24 protein-coding genes are annotated in these 25843 nt (G+C 58.5%); 12 read left to right on the forward strand and 12 right to left on the reverse strand.

Annotated features, from left to right (window positions below; translation table 11 throughout):
* The first annotated feature begins 222 nt into the window (after positions 1-222).
* The gene (locus HMPREF2942_RS07405; RefSeq protein ID WP_070688763.1) at positions 223-1230 is read left to right on the forward strand and encodes an MIP/aquaporin family protein; all 1008 of its coding nucleotides are present in this window, start codon (positions 223-225) and stop codon (positions 1228-1230) included.
* A 194-nt stretch (positions 1231-1424) separates the two neighbouring features.
* On the opposite strand, the gene HMPREF2942_RS07410 is transcribed toward HMPREF2942_RS07405, so the two are convergent.
* From HMPREF2942_RS07410 to HMPREF2942_RS07440, 7 genes are all read right to left on the reverse strand, one after another.
* Positions 1425-2066, reverse strand: a complete 642-nt coding sequence (locus HMPREF2942_RS07410) for a VanZ family protein (protein ID WP_005507984.1) — start codon at positions 2064-2066, stop codon at positions 1425-1427.
* A 225-nt stretch (positions 2067-2291) separates the two neighbouring features.
* Positions 2292-2744, reverse strand: a complete 453-nt coding sequence (locus HMPREF2942_RS07415; protein WP_012902665.1) for a fluoride efflux transporter FluC — start codon at positions 2742-2744, stop codon at positions 2292-2294.
* Positions 2744-3148, reverse strand: coding sequence for a fluoride efflux transporter FluC (locus HMPREF2942_RS07420; protein ID WP_246822854.1), 405 nt, complete (start codon positions 3146-3148; stop codon positions 2744-2746). Before HMPREF2942_RS07420 ends, HMPREF2942_RS07415 begins: the two co-directional genes overlap by 1 nt.
* A gap of 124 nt (positions 3149-3272) precedes the next feature.
* On the reverse strand, positions 3273-6074 hold the full coding sequence (locus HMPREF2942_RS07425; RefSeq protein WP_070688764.1) for an MMPL family transporter: 2802 nt from the start codon (positions 6072-6074) through the stop codon (positions 3273-3275).
* Positions 6075-6258: 184 nt separating this feature from the next.
* Positions 6259-6960 (reverse strand): TetR/AcrR family transcriptional regulator, encoded by a 702-nt coding sequence (locus HMPREF2942_RS07430; protein WP_070688765.1) that lies wholly within the window; start codon positions 6958-6960, stop codon positions 6259-6261.
* Positions 6961-7238: 278 nt separating this feature from the next.
* On the reverse strand, positions 7239-8903 hold the full coding sequence (locus HMPREF2942_RS07435; protein WP_246824396.1) for a sensor histidine kinase: 1665 nt from the start codon (positions 8901-8903) through the stop codon (positions 7239-7241).
* A 93-nt stretch (positions 8904-8996) separates the two neighbouring features.
* Entirely contained in the window at positions 8997-9740 is a 744-nt protein-coding gene (locus HMPREF2942_RS07440) for a response regulator transcription factor (protein WP_049345979.1), read from the reverse strand.
* Between the two features lie 252 nt (positions 9741-9992).
* Here HMPREF2942_RS07440 and HMPREF2942_RS07445 point away from each other — a divergent pair, with 252 nt between their 5' ends.
* From HMPREF2942_RS07445 to HMPREF2942_RS07470, 6 genes are all read left to right on the forward strand, one after another.
* Complete coding sequence (locus HMPREF2942_RS07445; protein ID WP_070688766.1) at positions 9993-10862, forward strand: PRD domain-containing protein; 870 nt, start codon at positions 9993-9995, stop codon at positions 10860-10862.
* A 688-nt stretch (positions 10863-11550) separates the two neighbouring features.
* On the forward strand, positions 11551-12531 hold the full coding sequence (locus HMPREF2942_RS07450; protein WP_049326832.1) for a mannose/fructose/sorbose PTS transporter subunit IIA: 981 nt from the start codon (positions 11551-11553) through the stop codon (positions 12529-12531).
* Complete coding sequence (locus tag HMPREF2942_RS07455; RefSeq protein ID WP_012902657.1) at positions 12528-13394, forward strand: PTS mannose/fructose/sorbose transporter subunit IIC; 867 nt, start codon at positions 12528-12530, stop codon at positions 13392-13394. Before HMPREF2942_RS07450 ends, HMPREF2942_RS07455 begins: the two co-directional genes overlap by 4 nt.
* Before the next feature lie 11 nt (positions 13395-13405).
* The gene (locus HMPREF2942_RS07460) at positions 13406-14260 is read left to right on the forward strand and encodes a PTS system mannose/fructose/sorbose family transporter subunit IID (protein ID WP_012902656.1); all 855 of its coding nucleotides are present in this window, start codon (positions 13406-13408) and stop codon (positions 14258-14260) included.
* 172 nt (positions 14261-14432) lie between these two features.
* Positions 14433-15206, forward strand: coding sequence for an HAD-IIB family hydrolase (locus HMPREF2942_RS07465; RefSeq protein ID WP_049352261.1), 774 nt, complete (start codon positions 14433-14435; stop codon positions 15204-15206).
* Between the two features lie 135 nt (positions 15207-15341).
* Complete coding sequence (locus HMPREF2942_RS07470) at positions 15342-15866, forward strand: hypothetical protein (RefSeq protein WP_172855766.1); 525 nt, start codon at positions 15342-15344, stop codon at positions 15864-15866.
* A 174-nt stretch (positions 15867-16040) separates the two neighbouring features.
* Here the strand turns inward: HMPREF2942_RS07470 and HMPREF2942_RS07475 are convergent, their stop codons facing one another.
* The 4 genes from HMPREF2942_RS07475 to HMPREF2942_RS07490 all read right to left on the reverse strand — a co-directional run bounded on the left by HMPREF2942_RS07475 (position 16041) and on the right by HMPREF2942_RS07490 (position 20063).
* The gene (locus HMPREF2942_RS07475; protein WP_049360190.1) at positions 16041-16388 is read right to left on the reverse strand and encodes a hypothetical protein; all 348 of its coding nucleotides are present in this window, start codon (positions 16386-16388) and stop codon (positions 16041-16043) included.
* A gap of 11 nt (positions 16389-16399) precedes the next feature.
* Positions 16400-16927, reverse strand: coding sequence for a hypothetical protein (locus tag HMPREF2942_RS07480; RefSeq protein WP_070688767.1), 528 nt, complete (start codon positions 16925-16927; stop codon positions 16400-16402).
* Between the two features lie 193 nt (positions 16928-17120).
* On the reverse strand, positions 17121-18863 hold the full coding sequence (locus HMPREF2942_RS07485; RefSeq protein ID WP_070630110.1) for a cation:proton antiporter: 1743 nt from the start codon (positions 18861-18863) through the stop codon (positions 17121-17123).
* Between the two features lie 249 nt (positions 18864-19112).
* Positions 19113-20063, reverse strand: coding sequence for a biotin synthase (locus HMPREF2942_RS07490; RefSeq protein ID WP_070688768.1), 951 nt, complete (start codon positions 20061-20063; stop codon positions 19113-19115).
* A 291-nt stretch (positions 20064-20354) separates the two neighbouring features.
* Between HMPREF2942_RS07490 and HMPREF2942_RS07495 the strand changes: the two genes are divergently transcribed.
* The 5 genes from HMPREF2942_RS07495 to HMPREF2942_RS07515 all read left to right on the forward strand — a co-directional run bounded on the left by HMPREF2942_RS07495 (position 20355) and on the right by HMPREF2942_RS07515 (position 24913).
* The gene (locus HMPREF2942_RS07495) at positions 20355-20957 is read left to right on the forward strand and encodes a TetR/AcrR family transcriptional regulator (RefSeq protein ID WP_049338650.1); all 603 of its coding nucleotides are present in this window, start codon (positions 20355-20357) and stop codon (positions 20955-20957) included.
* A 265-nt stretch (positions 20958-21222) separates the two neighbouring features.
* The gene (locus HMPREF2942_RS07500; RefSeq protein WP_005504129.1) at positions 21223-22620 is read left to right on the forward strand and encodes a galactokinase; all 1398 of its coding nucleotides are present in this window, start codon (positions 21223-21225) and stop codon (positions 22618-22620) included.
* Between the two features lie 434 nt (positions 22621-23054).
* Positions 23055-23219 carry a hypothetical protein gene (locus HMPREF2942_RS07505; protein ID WP_005508004.1) on the forward strand — a complete coding sequence of 55 codons (165 nt, stop codon included), beginning with the start codon at positions 23055-23057 and terminating at the stop codon, positions 23217-23219.
* A gap of 553 nt (positions 23220-23772) precedes the next feature.
* On the forward strand, positions 23773-24093 hold the full coding sequence (locus HMPREF2942_RS07510) for a glutaredoxin domain-containing protein (protein ID WP_012902647.1): 321 nt from the start codon (positions 23773-23775) through the stop codon (positions 24091-24093).
* Position 24094: 1 nt separating this feature from the next.
* Positions 24095-24913, forward strand: a complete 819-nt coding sequence (locus HMPREF2942_RS07515) for a shikimate 5-dehydrogenase (protein ID WP_005504124.1) — start codon at positions 24095-24097, stop codon at positions 24911-24913.
* A gap of 343 nt (positions 24914-25256) precedes the next feature.
* Here HMPREF2942_RS07515 and HMPREF2942_RS07520 read toward each other — a convergent pair.
* Positions 25257-25843, reverse strand: a 587-nt coding sequence (locus HMPREF2942_RS07520) for a rhomboid family intramembrane serine protease (protein WP_070688769.1), incomplete at its 5' end; no start/stop codon positions are given.

Here is a 25843-nt window from a genome sequence, read left to right on the forward strand (position 1 = left end):
ATTTTTAAACGAAAAACCCGAAAAACCGCTTATGTCTAAGGGTGAAATAACACAAAAGTATTGCCCTTCTAGGGCATTCAGGGTTCCATAGATGCCAAAGGTTTAAACACGCCACTCGGGCGGCATAACCCCACACAAAACCACACCTCCCTCACGCTCGGCACTGCGCACCCGACCGAATCCCGGTTTACCACCCGCAGTTCACTACCTGAAGGACACCCCGTGTACACCATCAGCCCCTACCTCGCCGAATTCCTCGGCACGCTCATCATGTGCACCATCGGCTGCGGCGTCATCGCCAACGTCGAACTTCGCCGATCCAAAGGCCACGGCGACAACTTCTTCACCATCGCCTTCGGCTGGGGTTTCGCCGTCACCTTCGGCGTCTACGCCTCCCACGCCTACTCCGGCGGCCACCTCAACCCCGCTGTGTCTATCGGCCTGGCAGCGTTCGGCGAGTTCTCCTGGGAGAAGGTCCCCGGCTACATCATCGCCCAGGTACTCGGCGCAATGGTCGGCGCCGGACTGGTCTACCTCAACTACCTGCCGCACTGGAAAGCAACCGCCGACAAGAAGATTAAGCTCGGCGTTTTCGGCACCGTCCCCGCTATTCACAACTATTTCACCAACGCCCTCTCCGAAATGATCGGCACGTTCATGCTGGTCTTCTCGGCACTGTACACCGGCGTAAACTTCAAGCCGTCCATCAGCGGCGGTGTGGAACTCTCTCTCAACCTCAACGATGTGCTCAAGCCCCTCGCCTTCGGCTTCATGGTCACAGTGCTCGTGATCGGTCTGGGTGGTCAGACCGGCTACGCTCTGAACCCCGCCCGTGACTTCGGTCCGCGCCTCATGCACGCCCTGCTGCCCATCCACGATAAGGGCTCCTCGCGCTGGTTCTACGCGTGGGTTCCGATCTGCGGCCCGATTGCCGGCGGTTTCATGGGTGGCGCGTTCTTCAAGCTCTACTACGAGGGTCAGGTCAGCCCGTTTCTGTTCGTTTCCAGCGCTCTGGCGATTGCGGTTCTGCTCTTCGCGTGGTGGGCTAATAGCCACCTGTACCGTGCCCCCAGCTCCGAGGTTATCCCCGAGTTTGAGGACACCCACGCTACCGCGGCGGCACGTGCGGCAACCTACACGCCGACCGGTTCCATGCCGATTCTGCTCCCCGAAGAGGTGAAGGGCAACCGCAGCACCCGCGTCGTGAACCGGCTGACCGAGGACGAGTAATCTTCCCGCCCGAGAGCTTCCCTGTCTAGGGTTTCATCGAGCCGGGTTTATCTGAATAGATTTATCCGGCGAGGTTTCATCTAAAAACAGCGAACCCCTCATTTTCATAACCTGCACAACATGAGTCAGGTTATGAAAATGAGGGGTTCACTGCGTCTACCTCACGGCAGGGACATGGGGACTTTCAGAAGCTCCTATGCAGCGGCGGTAGCCATTGCCAGCGCCCGGTCATGCTTAGCCGCGCGGCGCTTCTGAATCGCGCGCACCACCCAGATGCAGACCGCACCCAGGACCGCGCCAGCAGTATTATTCACAATGTCATCCACATCAAAGGTGCGGTAGGTGAAGCCCGCCAGACCCCAGTTGCCGGTCAGCTGGCTCAACTCAATGAAGCTCGACAGCGCGAAGCCACTCAGCGCCGTGGCGCGCAGACCCCAGCGCAGGCAGCCCGCAGTAAAGAAGCCCAAGGGGATGAACATGGCGACATTGAAGAAAAGCTGCGCATACACGGTCGTTGCGAAGCGGCGCAGACCCATACCGGCAGTCAAATCCCATGCCTGCTGCCAGCTCCAGCCCACGTAGAAACGCGGGTAGTACAGCTCGGGGTTCGTGACGCTATTGGAAGAGCCAATCGGGGTCAGCGTCAGAGAAAGAATAGAAGCAAGGAACAGTGCAAAGGACGCAGTCAACAAGTACTGGCGGATGCTGTGCGCTCGACCGGTCTTCTTGGCGCGCAGGCGCATACCAATGAACCCGATGATAGAGAGTGCGACAGTAAGCGCCGCAATCTCGATGGCGAAGGTGCCAATCATGTGTTTACTGAGCAGTTCCTGCATGCCGTGTGTTCCTTAGGTCGTGAGAGTGAGTTATATGAACTCCACCTGCATATATGCCTGTTCTAACATATATTCTTGGTGGTATATAGCGGGTTACCGTTCATACCCGCCGCATATCGTTCACCACCAGTGTAAAAGACCGCTCTATGGCTCACCCTAGGCGAAACTGTGAAAAAGCTGTACATGCACCCAAACACACCATGAGAACCACCACAGCCGGCGCCGTCAGTACAGAACATCTGGCGGGAACACCGGCGCAATATACCGACCAAACAGCAGCACAAACAAGAGCGCACCCGCAATCGCTGCCACCATCGCACCCACAACCTGCACCAGCCACAGCATCAGGAACTTCACCATCTTGCCCTCAGAGCGGGCGGTCAGCGCCTCCACCATGGCGGTCGAGAAGGTCGTAAAACCACCCAGCAGACCGGTCGTAATCACCGTGCACCAGAACGCCACCTGATCCGTGGCGTTATAGTGAACGCCCAGCGCGCGAGGATTGGACACCGGCATAATCAGCAGGCCGTACAGGAACGAGCCCACCAGGTTAATCACGAACACCGGGCTAATAATCGACGACTCCGTACGCAGGCGAGGCGACATCGCCTTATCCAGGAAGAAGCGGGTCATCGCACCCAAACCGCCGCACAGGAAAACCATCAAAGCGAAAAACATTAGCGGCCCTCCTCAACATCACGGGCGGGCACCAAGCGGGACGCCACAAAACGACCCGTCAGCATGCCCGCCGCGGCGGCAACCAAACCACCCACCAGCAGCACCGCCACAGCCAGCACCATATATTGAGCATGCACCGTGTACGGCAGAAAAATCGTCTGCGCCAAAACCGCCGCAATCGACGAATACGTCGTATAGCCGCCCATCATGCCGGCACCAAAAAGCAGACGGAACGAATGAATCCGCTCCTCACCGTCACGGCGCGCGTAGGCGTTCCACACCATCGTCAGCAGGCCCAGCGTGAACGAACCCAGCAGGTTCGCCACCAGCACGCCGCCGGGAGTGTGCACGCGGCACAGCGCACCCGTACCGCCTCCCAAAAAGACAAGAAAAGGGGCAGGCACACGGCTCAGGACGCCTCCTATCCACTGTCGGATACTCGCGCGGTTCCTCATCGCCGTGCACCTACCCTTTCATCTCGTATTAGTCTTCAGAGTGCGCTACAGCGCACAAACGCACACTAATACTTTACTCTGACCCGAGCTTGCTACCCGATTCGGCGGCAGCAGACTCACGCTCGTGCTGAATATTCTCACTCAGTGCAGCACCCTCAACATCCATATTCGGAGTGAGGCGATCCAGCCACTTCGGCATCCACCACGCCTTATCGCCCAGCAGAGCCATAATCGCCGGGGTCAGCGTCATACGCACAATGAACGCATCCACAAGCACACCGAACGCCAAACCAAAGCCCATCGGGCGGATCATCGTCGAATCAGCAAAGATGAAGCCACCAAACACCGAAATCATAATGATCGCGGCAGCCACCACCACACGCACCGCATGGTTGTAACCGCTCACAATGGCAGTCGCCGCATCCTTGCCGTGCACGTACGCTTCACGCATGCCGGTCACCAAGAACATCTGGTAATCCATCGCAAGACCGAAAAGAATACCAATGAGCAGGGTCGGCAGGAAGGACAACACCGGACCCGGGTGGTCCACGCCGAAGAGGGAGCTCATGAAGCCCAACTGGTAAATCGACACCACGGCGCCGAAGCTCGCCAGCACCGAGAAGAGGAAGCCCACCGAGGCAACCAGCGGAACCATAATCGAACGGAACACCAGGATCAGTACCAGGAAGGACAGGCCCATCACCACGCTCAGGTACAGGGGTAGCTTCTGCGCGAGCACCTCGGAGACGTCAATATTGCCGCTGGTCTGACCCGCAATGCCGAGAGACACCTCAGAGCCCTGAACCGGAACGGTCACGGCTCGCAGCTCGTGGACGAGCTCTTCAGTCTCCACGGAGCTTGCACTGTGGGCAGGAATCACCTGGAAAATCATGAGGGTACGATCATCGGTCATACCGCCGGGAACCACAGCCTGCACGTTCGCGCCGCCGCGTTCCTTGACCGCAGAGGCGATATCAATCTGCGCCTGCTGAGCCTGCTCCTCACTTATATTCGCGGGCGTGTGCGCGACCGCAACCAGCGGGGCGCTCATGCCCTCACCGAACTTGTCCTTGACCAGCGCGTACGACTTGTACGCGGCGCTATCGGAGGGGTAATTTGAGGCGTCCGGCAGACCCAGGCGCATCTGAGACATAGGGGCGGCAACCGCCAGCAGCGCCAGCGTACCGGCCACCAGGGTCAGTAGCGGACGCGCCAGCACGAGGCGCAACCAACCGTTCGGCTTCTCGGTGCGGGCGGCATCCTGCGCGCGGCGCTCCGCAATCTTCTGCGGGGTATCGATGGAAGCCCACAGCTTCTTCGACATGATTTTGGTACCTGCCAGGGACAGCACCGCCGGGGTGAGCGTCACCGCGATCAGGGCGGCAACAACCACGCAGAACGCGGCGGCATTACCCATCACGCCCAGGAAGGGAATACCGGTCACATTCAGCGCCACGAGCGCAATAATCACGGTGCTCGCCGCAAAAATCACGGCGTTACCGCTCGTGCCGTTCGCCAGGGCAATCGCCTGGACCTTCGGCATGCCATCCAGCAGGTTCGTGCGATAACGGTTCAGAATGAACAGCGAATAATCGATACCGACCGCCAGACCAAGCATCAGACCCAGGGTGTAGGCAGTGGAGCTCATCTGAACAACGGAGGACAGGGAGAGCGTGCCGAGCACACCCACCACTACTCCCACCAGAGACATCAGAATCGGCAGGCCGGCAGCCACGAGGGTGCCGAGCATAACCATCAGCACGATGAAGGCGATGACCATACCCGCAACCTCACCGGTGTGCGAGCCGCCGCCAAGCGCGGATTCACTCAGGTTCGCGTCGAACTGGACGGTCGCCCCGTGCAGGTTCGCCGACTCAATGTCGGACATGACCTTCTGCAATTCGGCGGACGGCACCTCGTAAATCTTCTTCTTAAACGAGACAGTCGCAATCGCCGTGGACTGATCCTCAGAGACCATACGGTAGCCGGAGGTGAAGTCGTAGAGCTTCTGCTGACGCTCCAGCTGCTCACGCTGTGCAGGCAGGTCACTCTCGGTCTTCTGAAGCTGGTTGCGCTGCTCGTTCAGCTTCTTCTTGCCCTCAGCCAGCTCGTCCTTCTTGGAGGCGATTTCTGCGCGACCCGCGTCAACCTGCTTCTGACTCTCGGCGAGAGTGTCGCGCTGCTGATTGAGCGCGTTCTGCTGCTCGGTCAGCTGCGCCTGCTGGGTGTTGAGCTGCTCCATCATGGCGGCGGGTGAGCCTGCCGCCTCCGCCTGGGCGTAGCCGTCCTTCAGCTGTGCCTGCGCATCGTCCAACTGCTTCTGCGCGTCGTCCAGCTGCTTTCGACCTGCGGTAATCTGCTCCTGCGAGTCGTCGAGCTTCTTCTCGTTGTCGGCAATCTGCTTCATGCCGCCCTCAAGCTGCGAGGTGGCGGCATTCAGCTGCTTTTTGCCGTCCTCGATCTGGGAGGGGGCGGCGTCAATCTTGGCGTGCGCCTCGTCGAGCTGGGTTTTCGCTTCTGCAAGCTTGGAGGTGGTGGTGAACGGGTCGGTGACCGCATCCACGGAGGGCACCTCGCTGGGCAGTGCGCTCAGTGCGGCGGAGAATGCCTGCTTCTGCTCTTCGGTGAGGGCGGTGCCGTCACCGGTCGTGAGAATAATCTGGCCGGAGCCGCGGTTGGCACTGGGGAAGCGTTGGGCGAGCTCGTCGGAGAGCTGCTGGGTCTGCGTTCCGGGCATGGTGAAGGTGTTGCTGAGCTTGCCGTGGAACGCGGTGTAGGCACCCGCTACACCGGCGACGATGAGTACCCAGGTGAGGATGACAGCCCATGCGCGGCGGGCGGCGGCTTCACCGATGCGGTAGAGCCATGTAGCCATGATTCAGTCCTTTGAAGTTGAGCGAGTGAAGAGTTTGGGGTGTTGGGTGCGTGTGAATGCGGCGTGTGGTTTGGCCCTATACGGCGAACGCTGTGTCCTGTTTTTAGACAAAAAACACCCCGCCCCGGGCACCTGCAGATGAGGTGCCCGAAGCGAGAGTGTTTGAGCGTTGACGCTATGGGGCTTAGCTTGCGAATTCGCCCTGGACCAGACGACCCAGGTAGTCGAGTGCTTCGAGGACGCACTGGCGCATCGCTTCGATGGCGAGTGCTTCGGGGTGGGTGCCCTCGGGGGCTTCTGCTGCAACCTTGACCGTCATTTCTTCGGCGCGGGTGAGGTAGTAGTAGACGCCTTCACCGATGGTTTCGGCGAGGTTAGAGGCGAAGACTGCCACGCGCAGGTAGGGCAGGTCGGGGTATGCCGCGAGGTACCGCTCGAGGAAGATGTCGTAGGTGCGCTCGAGGATGACATGCGAGTATTCCTCGAACTTTGCGGGGCTGTCCATTTCGAGGGCGTAGAGCAGGTGTGCGAAGGGTGCGATGTACTCTTCGAGGGTGTTGCTCATGAAGACGTTGCGGGCGATGGAGAGCATTTCGGCTTCCATGCTTGCGTTTTCGCCGGAGATGCTGAAGTCGCATTCTTCGAAGATGCGGTTGAAGTACTGGTTCATGCGGGTGACCAGCACGTCGTCTACGGAGGCGAAGTGGTTGAAGATGGTGCGGCGGGAGACGCCGGCGCGTTCTGCGAGTGCTTCTGCGTTGAGGGCGCCGTAGCCGCCCTCGAGGATGAGGGATTCTGCTGCCTCAACGATTGCGATGCGGTTCTCTGCCTTGCGGGCGGAACGCTTGTCCGTGATGTTTGCGGGGGATTCAACAAGATTAGCCATGTTTTTTACAATACGCGCATTGTTTCACCGAGGGTAACTATTTTGGGGTTAGATTGACCACATATTTGCACTCCAGGTAATAAACTTGAAGTGCAGATTTAATGTTTACTCAACAAGCAATTTAGCGTTTTGGCATGTCAAACCAATATAAAACCGCAAAAGCACAACAAAAGGGGAGCAGAGTGCACACACAACACACCCCGCTCCCCCTCAAGCAGCCATTCACAGAGTGGACACACAGACCAGCTAGCAGGCCAGACGGCTAATTAGACACCGGACTAGGCAACCGACTGAAGACGCGCATCCAGCGGCAGACGCACTGTAAAGACCGTATGGCCCGGCTGGCTCTGCACCTGAATCGAACCGCCGTGCGCCTGCACGATTGCCTGCACAATCGCCAAGCCCAGGCCGGTGGTTCCATCCGAGCCGGAGCGCGCCTTATCGGCACGAGTGAAGCGGTCAAAAATCTTCGGCAGGAACTCGGGCGCAATACCCGGACCGTTATCGGTCACGGTAACTACGGTCTCGCGACGTGCCGCATCCACCGACAGACCCGCGGTCACGCGCGTACCCTCATCGGTATGCTTGCGGGCGTTCGAGAGCAGGTTCAGAATCACGCGCTGAATCTGGGAGCGATCCGCCACCACTTCGACGGGCTCATCGGGCAGGTTCAGGTGCCACTCGTGGGTGCGGGCTGCCGCCTGCATATCCGAGGTGCATTCGAGTACCAGCTCGGTCAGGTCAACCTGCTCTAGCTTGGGTTCGCGGCCTTCATCGAGGCGGGCGAGGGTCAGCAGGTCTTCCACGAGGCGGGACATACGCTCAGTCTGCGAGTCGATGCGCGCCAGGGAGGACTGGCCGGACTCACTGAGTGGTTCGGTCCAGCGGAGCATATCGGAGTAGCCCTTAATGGCGGCAAGGGGCGTGCGCAGCTCGTGGGATGCGTCCGCAATGAAGGCGCGAATCTGGTGCTCGGTGCGTTCGCGCACTTCAAGGGCGGAATTTACGTTATCGAGCAGCTGGTTGAGGGCGTAGCCCACCGCACCCACTTCGGTACGCGGGTCGGAGTCTCTCGGTTCCACGCGCACCGCCGAGGAGATGGTGTGTTCTTCCAGATCCAGGTGCGCCACATCGGTTGCCACCGCGGAGACTCGCTCCAGGGGCTTCATGGTGCCACGAATAATGTAGGAGCCCGCCACGCCGGCGCCGACCATCACGGCAATGGAACCGAGGGCTACCACAATCACGAAGATGGTGAGGGTCTGCTGTACATTGGCGAGCGGAATACCAACCACCTGGGCGTCAGCGCTGCTATTAGCCTTCGGGGTGATTTTGATGAGGTACAGGCCGGATTCCAGTTTGACCTCTCGGACTTCTTCTTTGGTGGCGTTCAGCGCCATGGTTCCGAGGGTTACCTGGTCGTTGGCGGAGAGGGTTTGTACGGTGCCGTCCTTACCGAGCTTGCTGGCGACTTCCACAGCACCTTCGGACTCGACACAGGTAATGATGGTTCCGGACGCCTGACCGGGTGCGAAAAGGGAGCTACTCTTCTGCAGGTCGCTGCAGTCCACTTCTTCTCGCTTGCCGTCTCGAGAAGTTGGCTGCACTACACGGTGGCTGGTTTCTTTGAGGTCGCTTTGTGCCTGCTGGTAGAGGGAGTTCTGCAGGGTCACGTAGGTGGACAGGCCAATAATGAGGCAGGCGATGCCGAGGGCTGCCACGAGGATTGCGATAAGACGTGAACGAAGGTGGGGTACGTACCCGAGTTCTTCCGGGGATGCTTCGGGATTCCTCATGCTCTTCCAGGCGGCGCGTAGGCGCACGAAGAAGTTCCCCGGCGAGCGCGTGGCGCCGTCTCGTGCGGGGGTACCCGCGCGCAGGGGGCGGGTTGCTTCGTTATCCAGGGAGGCGGGGTCACCGGGTGAGTAGGAGCCCACGAGCATCCTTTCTTTCTATATTCGAAATACGGAATATAACTGATATGGCGCGGTATAACCGGGTGTTATACCGCGCCATATGAAGAGCAGAGAATAAACTTAGACAGCGGGACGCAGCACGTAACCGGCACCGCGCACGGTGTGAATCATCGGTTCGCGACCCACGTCAATCTTCTTACGCAGATAGGAGATGTACAGCTCCACAATATTTGCCTGACCACCGAAATCGTAGTTCCAGACATTATCAAGAATCTGACTCTTGGAGACCACGCGCTTCGCGTTCTCCATGAGGTAGCGCAGCAGGTCGAACTGAGTCGCGGTGAGGTTAATCTGCTCGCCACCGCGGGTGACCTCACGGGTATCCTGGTTCAACACCAGGTCGCCAACGACCAACTCAGCATCGTCAATGGCGGCAACACCGGAACGCTGCACCAGGCGGTGCAGGCGAATCATGACCTCTTCCATGGAGAAGGGCTTAGTCACGTAGTCATCCGCACCTGCGGCAAGGCCCTCAATACGGTTATCCACCGAGTCCTTAGCGGTCAGGAAGAGGCAGGGAACCTCGGGGTAGAACTTACGGATACGGGAGAGCAGCTCCAGTCCGTCGAAGCCGGGCATCATAATATCCAGCACGAGCACATCGGGGCGCCAATCGCGGGCAATCGCGAGTGCGGAGGGACCGTCACCTGCGGACTGCACATCCCAGCCGATCATTTTCAGACCCATGCTGACGAGTTCTTTGAGCATCTCCTCATCGTCAACGACGAGGGCGCGGATGGGACTACCGTCCGGGTGCTCTAGCGCGGGAAGGTTCTTTGCGATTTCGGTTGCTTTGCTGCTCATGTGGTTAAGAGTATCGCGATTTAGGGTTCACGGTGGGTCGGGAGCCAGTTTTCAGCCGCAAACTTATGGAATGCTTGCCCGCGTCACAGCTGGGGCACAGCTTTACCCCGCATTTGCGCGTCAACCCTTCATGACAGCTTCAAACTTTCGGTAGAATTTGTACTAGCTTAGGTAACGCTCAATCACCTTTGCGTATCTTTTGAATTTGCCGTTTCTGTTCCGGCGACCAACACCCGTGAAGGAGGACGACGCATGCGCATTAGCCGTATTTATAACAATAATGTTGTCCTCACGGTGGATCATTACGGCAAGGAGTCCGTGATGATTGGTCGCGGCATTGCTTTTGGTAAGCGTAAGGGTCAGCTGATTGACCCGTCTGCGGTGGAGCAGACGTTTGTGCCGGAGCAGGGCATGTCGGGTGAGCGCTTGAGCATGACTCTGTCTGAGATTCCGGCGGAGATTCTGTCGATTGCCACACTTTTGGAGTCGAAGGTGCGCGCCGAGGGTGCATTGGAGCTGTCGAACTCGTTTATTCTTCCGCTGGCTGATCACCTGCACTATGCGGTGGTTCGTGCGCGTGACGGGGTGCGGGTGCAGTATCCGCTCGCCCCGGAGGTGACTGTCCTCTACCCGCGCGAGGTGGAGTACGGCCGCACGGTTTTGGAAATGGTTCGCGAGCGCCTGCAGGTTGAACTGGACCCGAACGAGGCTATCCCCCTGGCGTTGCACCTGGTCAACGCGCAATTTGCGACGGCGGATATGTCTCAGGCATTCCGCATGACCGAGGTTTTCGCGCAGGTTTTTGAAATTATTGAGGCAAGCTACGAGCGGAAGATCGACCCGGATTCGATGAGTGCGGCACGTTTTGTGACGCACCTGCGGTACCTGTTTGTGCGGGCGAGCCGCGCCTCCGCAAATCGTGCGGAGGATGTTGATGAGGTGTCGCAGCCGAGTTTGTTGGCTGCTCTTCGTGCGGATGCACCGCGCGCCTACGCGTGTGCACAGAAGGTTTTGTTGGTGCTGCAGATGCAGTTGAAGCAGACCCTGACTCGTGATGAGTTGACGTATTTGACGATTCATATTGCGCGCCTGGCGCGGGATATGTGGGGCATTAACGCCTAGCGTTGGTGCTTCCAAAAAATGCAGGGGCGAAAGCGGTTGGAGGGTACTCCGGCCGCTTTTCTGTATCCGCCGCTTTTCTGTATCCAGGTTTGGGGGCGCGCCGGGCGGAACGTGGCCGTTAAAGGTGGGTTGCTATTTATATATACAACCTGTCACTAAATTGTCGTTTTCCCGGGTTTTCCTTCGCGCGTTAGCGCGTCGATTTAAATTTTGAAATGACGGTTTATAGCGGCGTATTCCAGAAATACCATTCTGTGGACAGACCGCAGGAAAATGTGGGTTTTTTATTAATCCCACATCTTTTGATTCGCACACTCATTTTTTGCTCGGTATTTTCTTTGTAAATCATTTTCTCGCACTCGTGCGCTCCACATATTCCACGTCAAACACCTCGCCAGTCCATCAGCAAGACGCCAATACTCCCGAATTTTCGCGAGAGTAACGCTAACCCCTTCGCGCAGACAAGCATTTTTCGGTGTTCTGTTTAAATTTTTTACACCCTGGCAATAAATACGTGTTTTGACATCAAAAACCCATATTCCAACACTTGAAAAAATGTCACAAGAACCTAAAGTGTGCATGCTCAGAAAAAACCCACAAAACACAAAAACAACGTGTTACTATCTGAGAATTATGAGGCTCCTCACGGGGCCACTACACACCATGTCACGAACACGAGAGGACCACTATGGTCACTATCATTGTGGCGGCACACGGCGAGTCGGCTCCGGCTCTGCTGAAGACCGCCGGCATGATCCTCGGTAACTTCGAAAACGTCCACCCGGTCACGTTCCTGCCGGGTCAGGGCCCCGAAGATCTCGTCGAAGAGTACACCCGCATCGTTGAGGCGTCTGAAGCAGAAGAAACCCTGCTGCTGGTCGATCTCTTCGGCGGTAGCCCCTACAACGCCGGTGCGCAGTTCGCAGCCACCCGCGAGGGCGTCGACGTCGTCTCCGGTGTCAACGTACCGATGCTTATTGAGGTCATCTCCGGCGCAGGCCGTAAGAACGCAACCCTCAAGTCCCTGGTCGCTAAGGCGCACAAGGCTGGCACTAAGGGTATTCGCTCCTTCCAGGAGGCGAACCAGCCCGCGGCCGCCAAGCCCGCCGAGGCGAAGCCCGCAGAGACCAAGGCGGTCGAGGTTCCGGCTGCTCAGCAGGTTCCCGGCGGCACCATGGACGCTATCTTCACCCGCATCGACTCCCGTCTGATTCACGGTCAGGTGGCAGGCACCTGGGTTCCGCATATCGCACCGCAGACCTTCATCGCGGCATCCGATAATGCGGCACACGATCAGCTGCGCAAGTCCCTGCTGCTGCAGGTCGCGCCGACCAGCGTGAAGACCAACGTCCTGGACATCGCTAAGGCTGGCCGCGTGTACAACAACCCCAAGTACACCGGCATGAAGACCATGTTCGTCGTGGAATCCCCCGTTGACGTGGTGCGACTGCTCGACGAAGGCGTCAAGATCAACGAAGTGAACGTTGGTGGCGTCACCTTCAAGACCGGCATGGTTCAGCTTTCGGACGCAGTGTACGCCTCCGAGGAACACCTGGAAGCCTACCGCGAACTCATTAAGCGCGGTGTGAAGCTGACGGTGCAGCAGCTGCCCAACCACTCCCCGGTTGATTTGGAAAAGATCCTCAAGCAGAAAGGCCTGGACGCATGAGCGCCCTGACGTTTATTCTCGTTGTTCTCGTGGCGTTCATTGCGGGCGTCGCATCCGTGGTGGACGAGCGTCAGTTCCACCGCCCCCTGGTCGCTTGCACCCTGATGGGTTTTGCGCTGGGTGACCCGACTACCGGCATTATGCTCGGTGGCGCACTGGAGCTCATCGCCCTGGGCTGGATGAACGTCGGTGCGGCGATGGCTCCCGACTCAGCTCTGGCGTCCACCATCTCCGCTGTTGTTGTGATTCAGGGTCACCAGGACATCACCACCGGTATTGCTATTGCTGTGCCGCTGGCGGCAGCAGGTCAGGTTCTGACCATTTTCGTTCGTACCATTACGGTGTTCTTCCAGCATCAGGCTGATAATTTCGCGAAGACCGCGAACTTCCGCGGTATTGAGTTGATGCACATTAGCGGTATGGCTCTGCAGGGTCTGCGCGTGGCTATCCCGACCGCTATTGTGGCGCTGATTAGCTCCGACGAGCTGACCCGCCTGCTGGGCATGATTCCGGAACAGGTGACCATCGGTCTGCGTATTGCCGGTGGCATGATTACCGTGGTCGGTTTCGCAATGGTCATCAACATGATGCGTTCGAAGGCCCTCATGCCCTTCTTCTTCCTCGGCTTCATCGCCGCCGCCGCTATCCCGGCAACCCAGTCGATTGTGCCGCTACCCGGCGGAAGCTCAAAGGACGTCCTCGTGGCACTGTCCACCCCGGCACAGTTCAACCTGGTTGCTATCGGCCTGGTCGGCGCCTGCCTGGGCCTGCTGTACACGCAGCTGAACCCGCTCTTCCATAAGAGTGAGGCACCCGCCGTAGCACCGGCCGCCGCCAATGACCTCGACAACGAGCTCGAATAAGGAGCATCACCATGACTGAAAACAAGAACGTCGAGCTCGTTGAAGTTCCCGAGCTCACCCAGCGCGATAAGGTCGACACCTACATCCGCTCCACCTTCCTGCTCGGTTCGTTCAACTTCGAACGCATGCAGTCCATCGGTTTCGCGGTTTCCATGATTCCGGCTATTAAGCGCTTCTACACCAAGAAAGAAGACCAGGCGGAGGCGCTGACCCGCCACCTGGAGTTCTTCAACACCCAGCCGTGGGTTGCATCCTCGATTATGGGCGTGACCGCTGCGATGGAGCGTGAGAAGGCAGCCGGTAAGGACATTGACGAAGCCGCCATCACCAACGTTAAGGTGGGCCTGATGGGCCCACTGGCCGGCGTGGGCGACCCGATTTTCTGGGGTACCGCACGTATCGTGCTGGCGGCTCTGGGCGCATCCCTGGCGGTGACCGGCAATATTCTGGGCCCGCTGCTGTTCTTCTTCGGCATGACCGCAATTCGTTGGGCAACCCGCTGGTACGGCTTCAAGTACGGCTACGAGAAGGGCACCCAGATTGTGACCGAGGCGGGCGGCAACACCCTGCAGAAGATTACTCAGGGCGCCTCCGTGATGGGCCTGTTCGTGATGGGTGCTCTGGTGTACCGCTGGACGAGCGTGAACATTCCGTTGCCACTGACTAGCTACACAAACCAGGCGGGCGAGACGGTAAATGTGACCGTCCAGTCCGTGCTGAACGATCTGCTGCCGGGCCTGGCCTCGCTGGGTCTGTGCTTCCTGTGCATGTGGCTTCTGAAGAAGAAGATTAACGCCATCTGGTTGATTTTCGCCCTCTTTGGCGTGGGCATCCTCGGTTCCTACCTGGGATTCCTGGCTCTCTAAAAATATGAGGAATGAGCCCTTTCACCCTTCAGTGAAGGCGTGAGATTCAGGGGCTATATCTCAAGTGGTGGGGGTGCGGTCGGTACACTTAAAAGTACCGGCGGCACCCCCGTTTTTTATGGGTTGCGGCGCACAATTCGCGGCAATGCAGCCCTCCCGCGAAGGAGTTTCTATGACCAAATTGATGGCTTTCGATCTTGACGGCACGATCCTGTTTAACCGTGCCGTGGAGCCTGCCACTGAGCAGGCGATTGCCCGCTGGCAGGCGGAGGGTAACCTGGCGGTCTCGTGCACGGGCAAGAGCATTTTTGCCACGCAACTGGCGTTGAACCCGACCGCCATCCGTTTTGATTACCACGTGCTGTACACGGGTGCGGTGATTACTGACCGGCAGTACCGGGTGATTTACCATCAGCCTCTTCCGGTGAGTGTTGTGCAAGCGTGCTACGAGCATTTCAGCACCGTGGACGGCGTGGCTCTGTTCGCGACGACTCTGGATAACGATTACAGCCTCTGCGACCGGGTGGGCTCCTCGACGAATATCCTGCCGGAGTTCACTCCCCTGCCGGCTGACGACCTGCAGAACCACGAGTACGTGGGTGTGCCCCTGTGGATTCCGGATGCTCAGGTTCGCGAGGCGGCGTACACCTGGATTCTGGAGCGTTTTGGTGATTCGGTGGACTGCCACAAGAACCAGGATTTCCTGGATATTGTGCCGCCCGCCTGCACAAAGGGCACCGGTCTGCAGCATCTGGTGGAGTACCTGCAGTCGGAGCATCCGGGTAGCTCCTATGAGGTGCATACGATTGGAGATTCGTGGAACGATATCGACATGCACCGCTACGCTGACCGTTCGGCGTCGTTCTGCTACTCCCCCGATGAGGTTAAGGCTGTCACCACCGATTGTGTGGATAAGGCGTACGAGTTTATTGAGGCTTCCCTGTAGAAGCTGCCGAGGTGGCGTTTAGGTGCGGCGAGCGCTAATCCTGCCACCCGCTTCCGCGTACTCGCCGTCTACTCCCCCGTTTCACGTGAAACACCCGCTTTCCCGTTACTCCCCGTGTACCCCCGTGAGGTTTCTATGTGCCCTTCCGCTTCTCAGCCCCGTAAGAACCAGCCCGGCAAGGATCAGTTTCCCAAGAGCCAGTCCCAGAAGAGCCAGCAACCGGAGCCTGCCCAGTCTTACGACCCGTCCAGCTTCTCTGACACCTTCCGCGCTATGGCGCGTGAATCACTCGTGAAGAACCAGAAGAACCGCCCGGACTCCCCCATCGTCTCGATTTCCCCGGTGCTGATTGTTTTGGGCGCCATTGCGGCGGCACTGTACGGGCTGTGGCAGAGCTGGGCGTGCCTCATTCCGCTGGTGCTGATTCTGGTGCTCATGTGGGTGCGGTACACGATGCAGCGTCAGGCTCTCAACGATTTCGCCGAGCTGGAGGCGGCACGCACCGCATGGAAAAAGACCCGCAACCGCCAGTACCTGGAGCTGATGGCGGCGCAGTCGACGCGCATCCTGGATGAGAATAAGGCGCTGACCAAGCAGGCTCGCGCGCACGTGCAAGAGTACGCGGATTTCGCGGCACAGAAGCTGGGCACTCAGCGCTAAAGACCCCGCTGCGCTCGCTCGCCCCTCCCAAAAAGTATTCGACGAGCGTTAGTCGAGGTGAGTGTTCAGGCACCCAAAAGACCGTAACCACTCCCCTGTACGGGGGGCGGTTACGGTCTTTTATTTACGTCAGATACCCTCTGCGGGGGTCTTTTACGTCTTAGGGGTTACACCCTAGTTGGTCTTCTGTGCGGGTGCTTCAGCAGGCTCTTCTGCGGCTTCCTCGACGGACTCCGCAGATCCTTCGTCTGCGCTGTCAGTAGCCGGAGCCTCGTCCAATCGCTGCACCACAGCGGGGCGGTCATCAAAGCCGCGGCGGGTGCCTCGGGCAGCCTTCGCCTCCATGGTGTACAGCTGCTCGCGGTTCGTCAGCACCACCAGGGTCATGGCATTCAGGCAGACACCCACAATGCACAGAATCCAGCCGATCAGCATGAACCGACCACCGGAAAGCACCGCACCGGAAAGCATCAGGGCGATAGAGGCGAGGTACGCCGGGGAGAGCAAAAACTTCGTATTCACTACCGACCTACCTAGCGCGCATTGGAGCGGGGCTTGGTGGCGCGACCCGAACGGGGGCGCGAGGGCAGAACGCTCATGCGGCCGGATGCACGCTCAACAATCGGCTGGGATTCGGTGGGCTCTTCCTCACGAACCTCGGTAGCCTCTGCAGTTTCAGCGTGCTCGGTCGCCTCAACAGCCTCAGCGGCTTCAACGGGAGCCACTTCATGCTCAGCCTCTGCGGTTGCTTCCGCTGACTGCTCAGCAGCTTCGTGCTCAGCAGCTTCACGCTCTTCACGGCGGTGCTCCGAGCGCTCGCGGATGCGGTTCTCAACGGAGGATTCGAGACCGTCCAGGTTGGTCACCAGTGCGGGGGTCGGGTCACCCTTCGCCTTACCCACGGACAGCACAAAGGCGAGGACATTCAGACCCAGCGCGAGGATGAGAAGGATCCAGCCCAGCCAGATGAGCCAGGGACTAGAGGATCCGACCATGAGCGCGCCGCAAAAAATTACGCCGAGGGAGGTCAGGTACGCAGGCGAGAGAGTCTTGAAATCCATGTCTACTTTCAATGTGTTCGTGAGTTTGAGAGAGCTAACGTACGTTCACTACGTTTCCTGTCTCATTTTAGGTGATACTTGAGGCTTAATCTGCTTCTGCCCCTGTCTATCGCCTGTGAGCTAAAGACCAGATGGCTTATCTCGGTGGCGTAGGCAGGGGCAGAAACGTAGTGTTCGCGCACGGGCGTACCGGCTAGGACTTGGGGGTTACCTCGTTAGTGACCAGGGGCGAGGCGGGCGCGTTTTCCACCACGGGGATTGCGCGGGTGCTCAGGGTGCCCTGGTGCTTCTTCCAGAGGTTGTAGCGTTCCATGGCGACCGCGCCGGCGGTCATGGCAGGAAGAATGAACATGCCGGAGGAGCGGATGCTTTCTGCCTGCGCCAGGATGTCCAGCTTACGCACCACGCGGGTCACGTCGTGGGAGTCGTAGCGGTCCTGAGCAGAAATAACCTCGTTCTGCGCGGCGACGAGGGCGGCATCGCGCAGGCGCACGAAGTCGTTCCTCTTGTCCTTAAGCTTCTCCATGTGCTGCTTGTATTCTTCGGGCAGTGCCTCGCTGATTTCGTCGCGGCGGGTAATGGCGGAGCACATTTCCTTCACGCGGGCATAGGTCTCAGGGTCGGTGGTTGCCTTCGCTTCAGCCTGCAGCGCCTCGAGGGCTGCGACCTGCGCAATCTTGAGCAGTTCAGGTACGGCGGTTTCTTCTTCATGGTTAGCCTGCACGCCAAGGACCTTCACGAGCAGGGGCAGGGTCAGGCCGGGCAGCACGAGGGTGAAGAAGAGTACGGAGAGCATCATGACGATGGCGTCCTGGCGTACCTGTTCGGTGCCGTTGACCACGGGGATGGACAGGGCAAGAATCAGGGTCACGAGGCCTCGCATGCCGGACCAGGTCATAACGATAACTTCAGCAAAGCTTTCGGGTGCACCCTCGTGGATGGGGTTCTTGCGTCCTGCCAGCCAGACGATGGTGAACCAGATGAGGCGCACCAGGATGGCGACCAGTGCGACCAGGGCACCGTCAGCGAAGAGGCTTGCGATACGGGAGGGGTCGGCGGTGGCGATGATACTACTTGCCTGCAGGCCGATGAGGCCGAAAGCGACACCGGTCATGAGCAGCTCAATAATCTGCCAGAAGGAGGTGGAGGAGAGGCGTTCTTCCGCTTCGAGTGCCGCCATGTATTTGGTGCTGGTGAACTGGATAGCGCCGATGACCACGGCAATAACGCCGGAGGCGTGCACGCTTTCAGCAGCGAGGTAGGCGCCGAAGGGGATCATGAGGGTCACGGCGTTGCTGGTGACCACGTCGTGGGCACGCTGGCGAACGTAGCCGCCAAGCCAGCCGAAGATATAACCAATAATGACCGCGAGGATCGAGCCGAGCACGAAGTCCTTGGCGACCGAGAGCGGCTCGATGTGGTGGCCGCTGGTCATGGAGTGGATTGCGGCGTGGAAGAGAACGATTGCGATAGCGTCGTTGAAGCTACCTTCGGTCTGCAGAGTACCGATGAGGCGGCGGGGGATGCCGACGGGCTCAGCGACTGCTTCCACGGCGACGGGGTCGGGCGGGGAGACGGCGGCACCGACGGCAAGGGCGACGGCGATGGTCATACCGGGGACCCACCACATGGCTGCGCTGGCAATTGCCAGGGCGGAGACGGTGGTGAGAAGGACCGAGTAGAGCAGTACGGATCTCCAGCGGCGGCGCAGGGTGCCCCAGGAGAATTTAACGCCGATGGCCCACAGTAGCGGCGGAAGGAAGATCGGCAGGATGATGTCGCTGTCGATAGTAAGATCCGGTCGGTTGGGGATGAAGAGCGCGGCGGTGCCGAGCAGGGTCATCATGACCGGCCAGGGGAGGTTGAGTCGATCACCGACGCTGACCATAAACACGGTCGCAATCAGGATGATGACAATAACGGAGAGGTAAAGCATTGGTCCGGTGTTGTTCCTTTCGCGCGGCTAGGGTTAGTCGGCTACGTCTTTCTACTCTACCGGAGGGGCTCATTCCGCTTTTCGGATATGGGGGTTCTGCAGCGTTTATTGTGGTGTTGTTTACCTCTAAGCCTAATGCTCTTTACGGAATATAGAGTTTTCCCCTGAATATCTCTGCTTTTCAGCAGGTTATTCAGGGGAAAATTCTATATTTGGAATATATCGATTGGGGTAGCTACCTCTAGCAGATTACTTAGAGCCGCATCCACCAGCACCGCAGCCACAACCGCCAGCGGGAGCTTCCTCCACGACCGGTTCAGGCTCGTCGTGGCCACCACAGCAGCCACCCTTTTCTTCCTTTGGTTCGTCGTGGCCGCCGCAGCAACCGCCACCACCGTGGGAGTGACCGTGAGCCTCAGCCGGAGCTTCAGCGGAGGAACCGCATCCGCCCGAGCCGCAACCGCAACCACCGGCGGAAGGTGCCGGCTCCTCGTGGCTACCGCAGCCACCCGAGCCACAGCCACAACCGCCACCGTCAACCGAACCGCAGGCGGAGCCGCGTGCGTCGCGGTGACCCATGAGGTCCACGCCGAGGTCGGAGAGGTAACGCAGGTAGCCTGCGAGGGCGTCGCGTCCACCGGTGCCGGAGATGACGATGCCGCCGTGACGCAGTGCTTTGAGTACCTCGTTGACCATGGGCCACTGCTCAATATCATCGGTAATGGTGATGGCGCTGACCACGTGCATTGCGAGGGAGGTCAGCGAGCGCAGGGACTGTTCGTAGCCTTCGGGCAGGTGGATGACCTTGGCGGGTGCTGCCAGACGCAGGATGGACAGCACGCGCATGAGCATCATGGGTACTGCATTTTCGGGCAGCAGTACGGTCACGCCGATTGCGGCGGATTCAGCAATACGTTCGATGGTTGCCGCGAGTTCTTCGGAGTCGATATCGCGGGAGATATCCAGTACTTCGTAGGAGTCCACGGCGATGGAGCGGGTGCCCAGGGCGTCGGCGAGTGCTTCATCTTCGGTGTGGATCGCAATCATGTTGCGGAATTCGTTGCGGCGCACGACGGAGGCTGCCTCGATGAGGGCGAAGTCCTGGCCTTCACCATCCACGAGGAGGGTGTGGATTTCTTCGCGGTTGAGGCCTTCGCCTGCGGTGGCGCGCTCGATTAGTTCAGAAAATGCATTGCTCATACCGAATATTAAACACCTGATTTTGGGGCGTGCGCCCGCGAGGTTTACCTGTCTTGGCGGTTTTGGGCGGTTTAAGACGTGTTTTTATGCCAAGAGCGTGGGCGGCTACCTATTCTGTGTGTGCTGGAGCGGTTTTGGTGGCAAAAGTTCTCGTGAAACGCGAAACGTTCGCTCCGGATGAGTGAGAATCGACATTCATTTTTGGGCTTGTACCGCGTATTTGTGGGGTTTTTGTTTGCCGCGGGGTGCATCTTGCTCAAGATATAGAGTTGAACACCCTAAAATGAAAGGGTGGTACTTTCCCGTGAAAAGATTCTAGATACCGCCTACGAGGTCTTGGCGACCTACGGTTTGGCGGACCTTTCCATGCGCCGACTTGCTCAGGAGCTTCACGTGGCTCCCGGCGCTCTGTACTACCACGTGAAGAATAAGCAGCAGCTTCTCATTCTGCTGGCGGATTACATTCTGGCTCGTGCCCCGAAGTCGATGTCTGAGGAGGCTGAGCCGAATCCGGAGGCTATTCGTGCTTCGATGATTCGCCGCGGTGATCTTCTGTTCTCTCTGCTGTACCCGATTCGTGAGTGCCCTGAGGTGGTGCGTTTGAGCTTGGCTCTGCATCCTCGTGAGTTGAAGCCTGTGGTGGCTATGGCTCATGAGTTCCAGGCTCTTGGTTTGGGTCATGCGGAGGCGCTGCGTCGTGCTCGTTTGTTGACCCATATTGCGTTGAGCCTGGTGGAGGAGTATCAGACTCTGCCGCTGATTTCTCCGCAGGAGGCTGTGGCGAGTGGCGATGTTCCTCTGATTGAGAATGCGTTTAACCGTTACCGCCAGGATTTGCTTTCTGCCATTGACACGATGATGGTGGTGCAGGAGCCCTACACGCAGGATGCGTAATCGCTTAGCCCTTCTGTTGGTTTATTAGTTATGTATGGTGCCCCGTGCCCCCTTGTAGGGTGCGGGGCTTTTGCGTGCGTTGGCTTTTGGCTGCCCTGCCGCACGCTGATACCGGTGCGGTTTGGCGGCTGAGTCGATGTTCGCTGGTTTTCTGCTTTAGTCTAGAGGTGACACGTGCTTGCGCTGATGCCCGTTGGGTGTCGGGTGCAGGTGGGGTGTCGTTTACGTCCTAGCGCCCCTTTCGGGGCTTGATCAGAGGTGTTCCATGTCGATGACCGCTACCGCCCAGTGGGCGGCTCTTCCGGACCATAGCGCGGAGATTGCGCGTGTGCGTGAGGAGTTTATTACTGCGTATGGTTATGAGCCGGATGGTGTGTGGTCTGCGCCTGGGCGTCTGAATCTTTTGGGCGAGTACATTGATTTTTTGGGTGGCTCGTGCCTGCCGATGCCGCTGCCGTACCGCACCTATGTGGCGGGTGCGTTGCGTCGTGATGGTGTGTTGCGCGCGGCTTCTTTGCAGATGCCCGGCGACGAGCGCACGGTCGTGATTCGCGATATCCAGCCGGGTCATTTAAAGGGCTGGTTCACCTATGTGGCGGGTGTTGCGTGGGCGATGAATCAGGAGGGCGGCAGGGATATTATGCTGCCCGATGAGTTTGGTGCTGACCTGCTGATTAATTCTCGTGTTCCGGTGGGTGGCGGTTTGTCGTCTTCGGCGGCTTTGGAGTGTTCGACGGCGTTGGCGTTGTTGGAGCTCTCGTGTCCGGTGCGTGAGGAGTGCCCGCAGGCGGATGCTACCCCGGCTGATAGTGATGCTTTGCGTGCGCGTCTGGCTCAGGTGTGTATTACGGCTGAGAATAAGGTGGCTGGCGCGCATACGGGTGGCCTGGATCAGACGGCGTCGTTGCGTTCGTATCCGGAGCAGGCTCTGGTGATTGATTTCCGTGATTTTTCGATTGAGCCGGTTGCGGTGGATATTGCCCAGCATGGCCTGAGTTTTTTGGTGATCGATACGAACACTCCGCATGAGCTGACGGATGGCGGTTTTGCGGCTCGTCGTGCGGCGTCTGAGACGTGCGCTGACGCTTTGGGTCTGCGTTTTTTGCGTGATGCCCTACCGGAGGATTTGTCGTGTGCGGGTATGGATGCGCGTGCGGCAAAGGCGTGGCGTGCTGACTTGGTGGATTCTTCGGTGAATCGTGCCTTGGATGCTCTGGAGGATGCGGGTCGTCCGTGTTCGTTCCCGCGTGGTTGGGTGCGTCATGCGTTCCACGATATGACTCTGGTGGGTCGTGCGAGCTATTTGCTGCAACATGCTGATGAGCTGGGCTTTGCGGCGTTTGAGGAGGCGGGCCGCATTTTCACGGAGTCGTTTGTATCGATGCGTGATGAGTTGCGTGTTTCTCGCCCTGAGATTGATGATGCGGTGCAGGTGTGCCTGGATCGGGGCGCGTTGGGTGCCCGTATTGTGGGTGGTGGTTTTGGTGGCGCGGTGATGGCGCTGATTCCGACCTCTCAGCTGGAGGCTGCCGCGGATGCGGTGGCGACTGCGTATGCTGTGCGCGGCTATGCGGCGCCTCGTTTTTTGCCGATGGTTGCTGGTTTTGCGGCGTCTCATGATTGGGCTGCGGGCGCTGCTCCTACGGATATTCCGGTGTTGTAGGGTTGGGCGCTGAGGTCTGTCATAAATCGGCGGGGTGTCATAGGGGCGTTTTTTGGGGTTTTGAACAATATTCATAGCTGGAAGTTTCCTGCGAGTTTCTGCAATTTTCCTCCGGCTATCCCCCGTAATAACGCGCTGATAAGCCATAATTTTTTGGTCGTTGGCCAAAAGTGGCGCCACGTTTTCTGAGGGTGGTTTTTCTTGCCTTCGCGGGTATGTACACTTATCGACGGACGCAATCCGTGAGCTGTAAAGTTTCGATGCGCATAGTCCGGCATATGGATAGCATCTACACTGGGTTCGACCGTCACATACAAGCCCAGCTTGCAGGTTTCGTCCGCCAAAGCATCACACTCCAGTTTTCTGCCCGCCCCGGGCAGGTACCTCACCAAGAGTGAGGCTTTAGAGCGCGAAAGCGCAGAAAGGAGGCCCCCGTGGGCTTCGATATCAAGGGTACCGTTGAGCAGGGCCTCGACAAGGCTCAGGAAGTCATCAACGAAAAGGCTGGCAAGGAGATCGTCACCGACGAGCACGTTGCCAAGGTTGAAGAGGTCGTGACCGAGAACGTCTCCAAGCTGACCGAGAAGTTCGGCAAGTAAGGCGACAGCCTCCTTTGGATTGGCGTCCTGCCTCGCTTCCTCGTGGGGTAGGGCGCCTTTCCCTGGGTTTTGCATTACAGGCTTTCACTCAACGGCTTTCACTCAACATCTCTCTCAAATAATGGGGCGTTCTGCCCCGCCTGGGTTCTTTCACTCACCGACTCACTCGGCATATTGCTCAGCTTCGGTTACCGCCTGGTAGCCTGTTTTCACTCTTCTTTTACTCTTACTCAGCACAAGTACTCGCGCTTTCTCGCGAACTGTGTACGCCCCGCATCATTGGTCCGGCAACCTTGGTGTGGGGCGTATGCCGTTAATGCACTGGATGAAGGCTTCTGAGGCGGGGCGGAGGCTTCTGGAGCGCAGGGTGAAGGCTTCTGCGGGAGTGCAGCACGGGCTGTGGGAGTGCGGCGCAGGCGTTCGCCCTATGAGGACCTCTCCCCTGCCCCTGTAACCTCAGGCTATGCTTGATATGTCAACTTATTGAGCTGCGCCCTCAGGAAGGTTTCAGTGCTTCCTGAAGACCGCGGAGCACCCCGTCTATGGAGGAACTATGTTTGAACGTCAGCAGTCCGATCAGCAGAAGGCACGCGAGGTCATGAAGGATGGCGGCGTCGTCATTTATTGGCGCCCCGGCTGCCCCTACTGCGAGGCTCTGGATTCTAAGTTGGGCGAGCTGGGCGACCACGCTACCTGGGTGAACATTTGGGAGGATCCGCAGGCTGAAGCGCACGTGAAGTCCCTCAACGACGGCAACGCGACCGTCCCCACCGTGGATACCGGCGACACTCACTTTGTGGTCGCTGACTTGGTGAGCCGCAACAAGGTGAAGAAGCTGATCCAGAACACTCTCGACGCTGGCGGCGAGGCTTAAGATGGCTCGCCCGGCGCTGAATCGCGATACGACGGTCTGCATTTCCTTGTCTGGTCGCCCGTCGAATCACGGCATTAAGTTCCACAATTACCTGTACGAGAAGCACGGTCTGGATTACCTGTACAAGGCGATGACCACCACCGATATTGAGGGTGCTATCGCCGGCGTACGTGCTCTGGGTATTCGTGGCTGCTCGGTGTCTATGCCGTTTAAGCAGGCTGTTATCCCGCTGATGGACGATATGGACCACTCAGCTGCGGTTATTGGTGCGGTGAACACGATTGTGAACACTGACGGCTTCTTGAAGGCGTACAACACGGATGTGATTGCGGTGGCTTCCCTGCTGCGTTCGCATAATGTGGATCCGTCTCTGCCGTTCCTGCTGCGCGGTTCGGGCGGTATGGCTGCGGCTGTGGCTGGTGCATTCTTTGATGCGGGCTTCTCGCAGGGCATGATTATTGCCCGCAACGAGGAGACCGGTCGCGCGCTGGCTGAGCGTTACGAGTACGCCTGGGCGCCGGAGGTGGGCAACCTGCGAGCGCCGATTCTGGTGAACGTGACCCCGATTGGCATGGCGGGCGGTGAGGAGAGCGAGGAGCTGTCCTACCCGCAGGAGGCTATTGCTGAGGCACAGGTGGTCTTTGACGTGGTGGCGATGCCTGTTGAGACTCCGCTGGTTCGTGCGGCTCGTGCGGCGGGTAAGGAAGTTATTCACGGTGGTGAGGTGATTGCTCTGCAGGCTGCTGAGCAGTTCCGCCTGTACACCGGCGTGGAGCTCACTCCCGAGGAGGTTGAGGAGGCGGAGGCCCAGGCGAACTAGGTTCGCACCCGCTGCTTCTTCGCCCCGTAAGGGGCGCGATACGCAAAAGTGCCCGGAAGGTTTATCCTTCCGGGCACTTTTTGTTCTATCCGGCGCTTTGCGCCGAAATTTTTTGTAATTACACACAGCCTGGTACTTAAGGTTTTCCACATCTGTGGAGAAATCTGGGGAAAACTCTTACACCCGTGTAATTCACCCCGTGTAATTCGGTTGTTTTAGCCTGTATCCACAGGTTTTAAACATGTACTCACACTCTTGGAATTACACGAATGTAGTTATGCACAGTGTGGAAAACCCCTGTGGATAACCAGCCTCCGCGGCGGTTTTCCGCGGATTTTCAGGCTCAAAAGCGGCCCTTGAACCACCGCTGCAGACCCTGTTGCGGCGGTTCCGAAGGATCCGGCTTCTTCACGAACGGGATAATCAGTAGGGTCGCGAGCGCGCCACCGACAAAGCCGCCAAAGTGTCCCGCGTGAGAAATATTCGGGTGGAAGAGGCTCTGCACAACGTCAATACCCATGAGCAGAATAAAGAGGCGTGCAGTATCCTTCTGCTTCCGAAGAAGCAGAAGGACGAAGAACGCGCCGTAGAGGCCGTACACACCGCCTGATGCGCCCACGGCACCACGGTAGTAGGTGAAGAGGTACACACTGCAGCCGGCACCTACGGTAGCCGCCATATATACAAAGAGGAATTTCCACCGCCCCATCATGCGCTCGAGGGACACACCGAAGATGAAGAGGTAAATCATGTTCCACACCAGGTGCATCGGGTCAGTTTGCGAGTGCACAAACCCGTGCGTGATGAGGCGGTAGTACTCGCCGTGGTGGACACGGGGACCAGACATCATGCCGAGATTGTGTACCCAGCGGAACGGAATGATCAGCTGCAGGCCGTACACCACGACGTTAATCAGAATGAGCGTGTACG

The organism is Rothia sp. HMSC071C12, assembly GCF_001813895.1.
Taxonomy (GTDB): Bacteria; Actinomycetota; Actinomycetes; order Actinomycetales; family Micrococcaceae; genus Rothia; species Rothia mucilaginosa.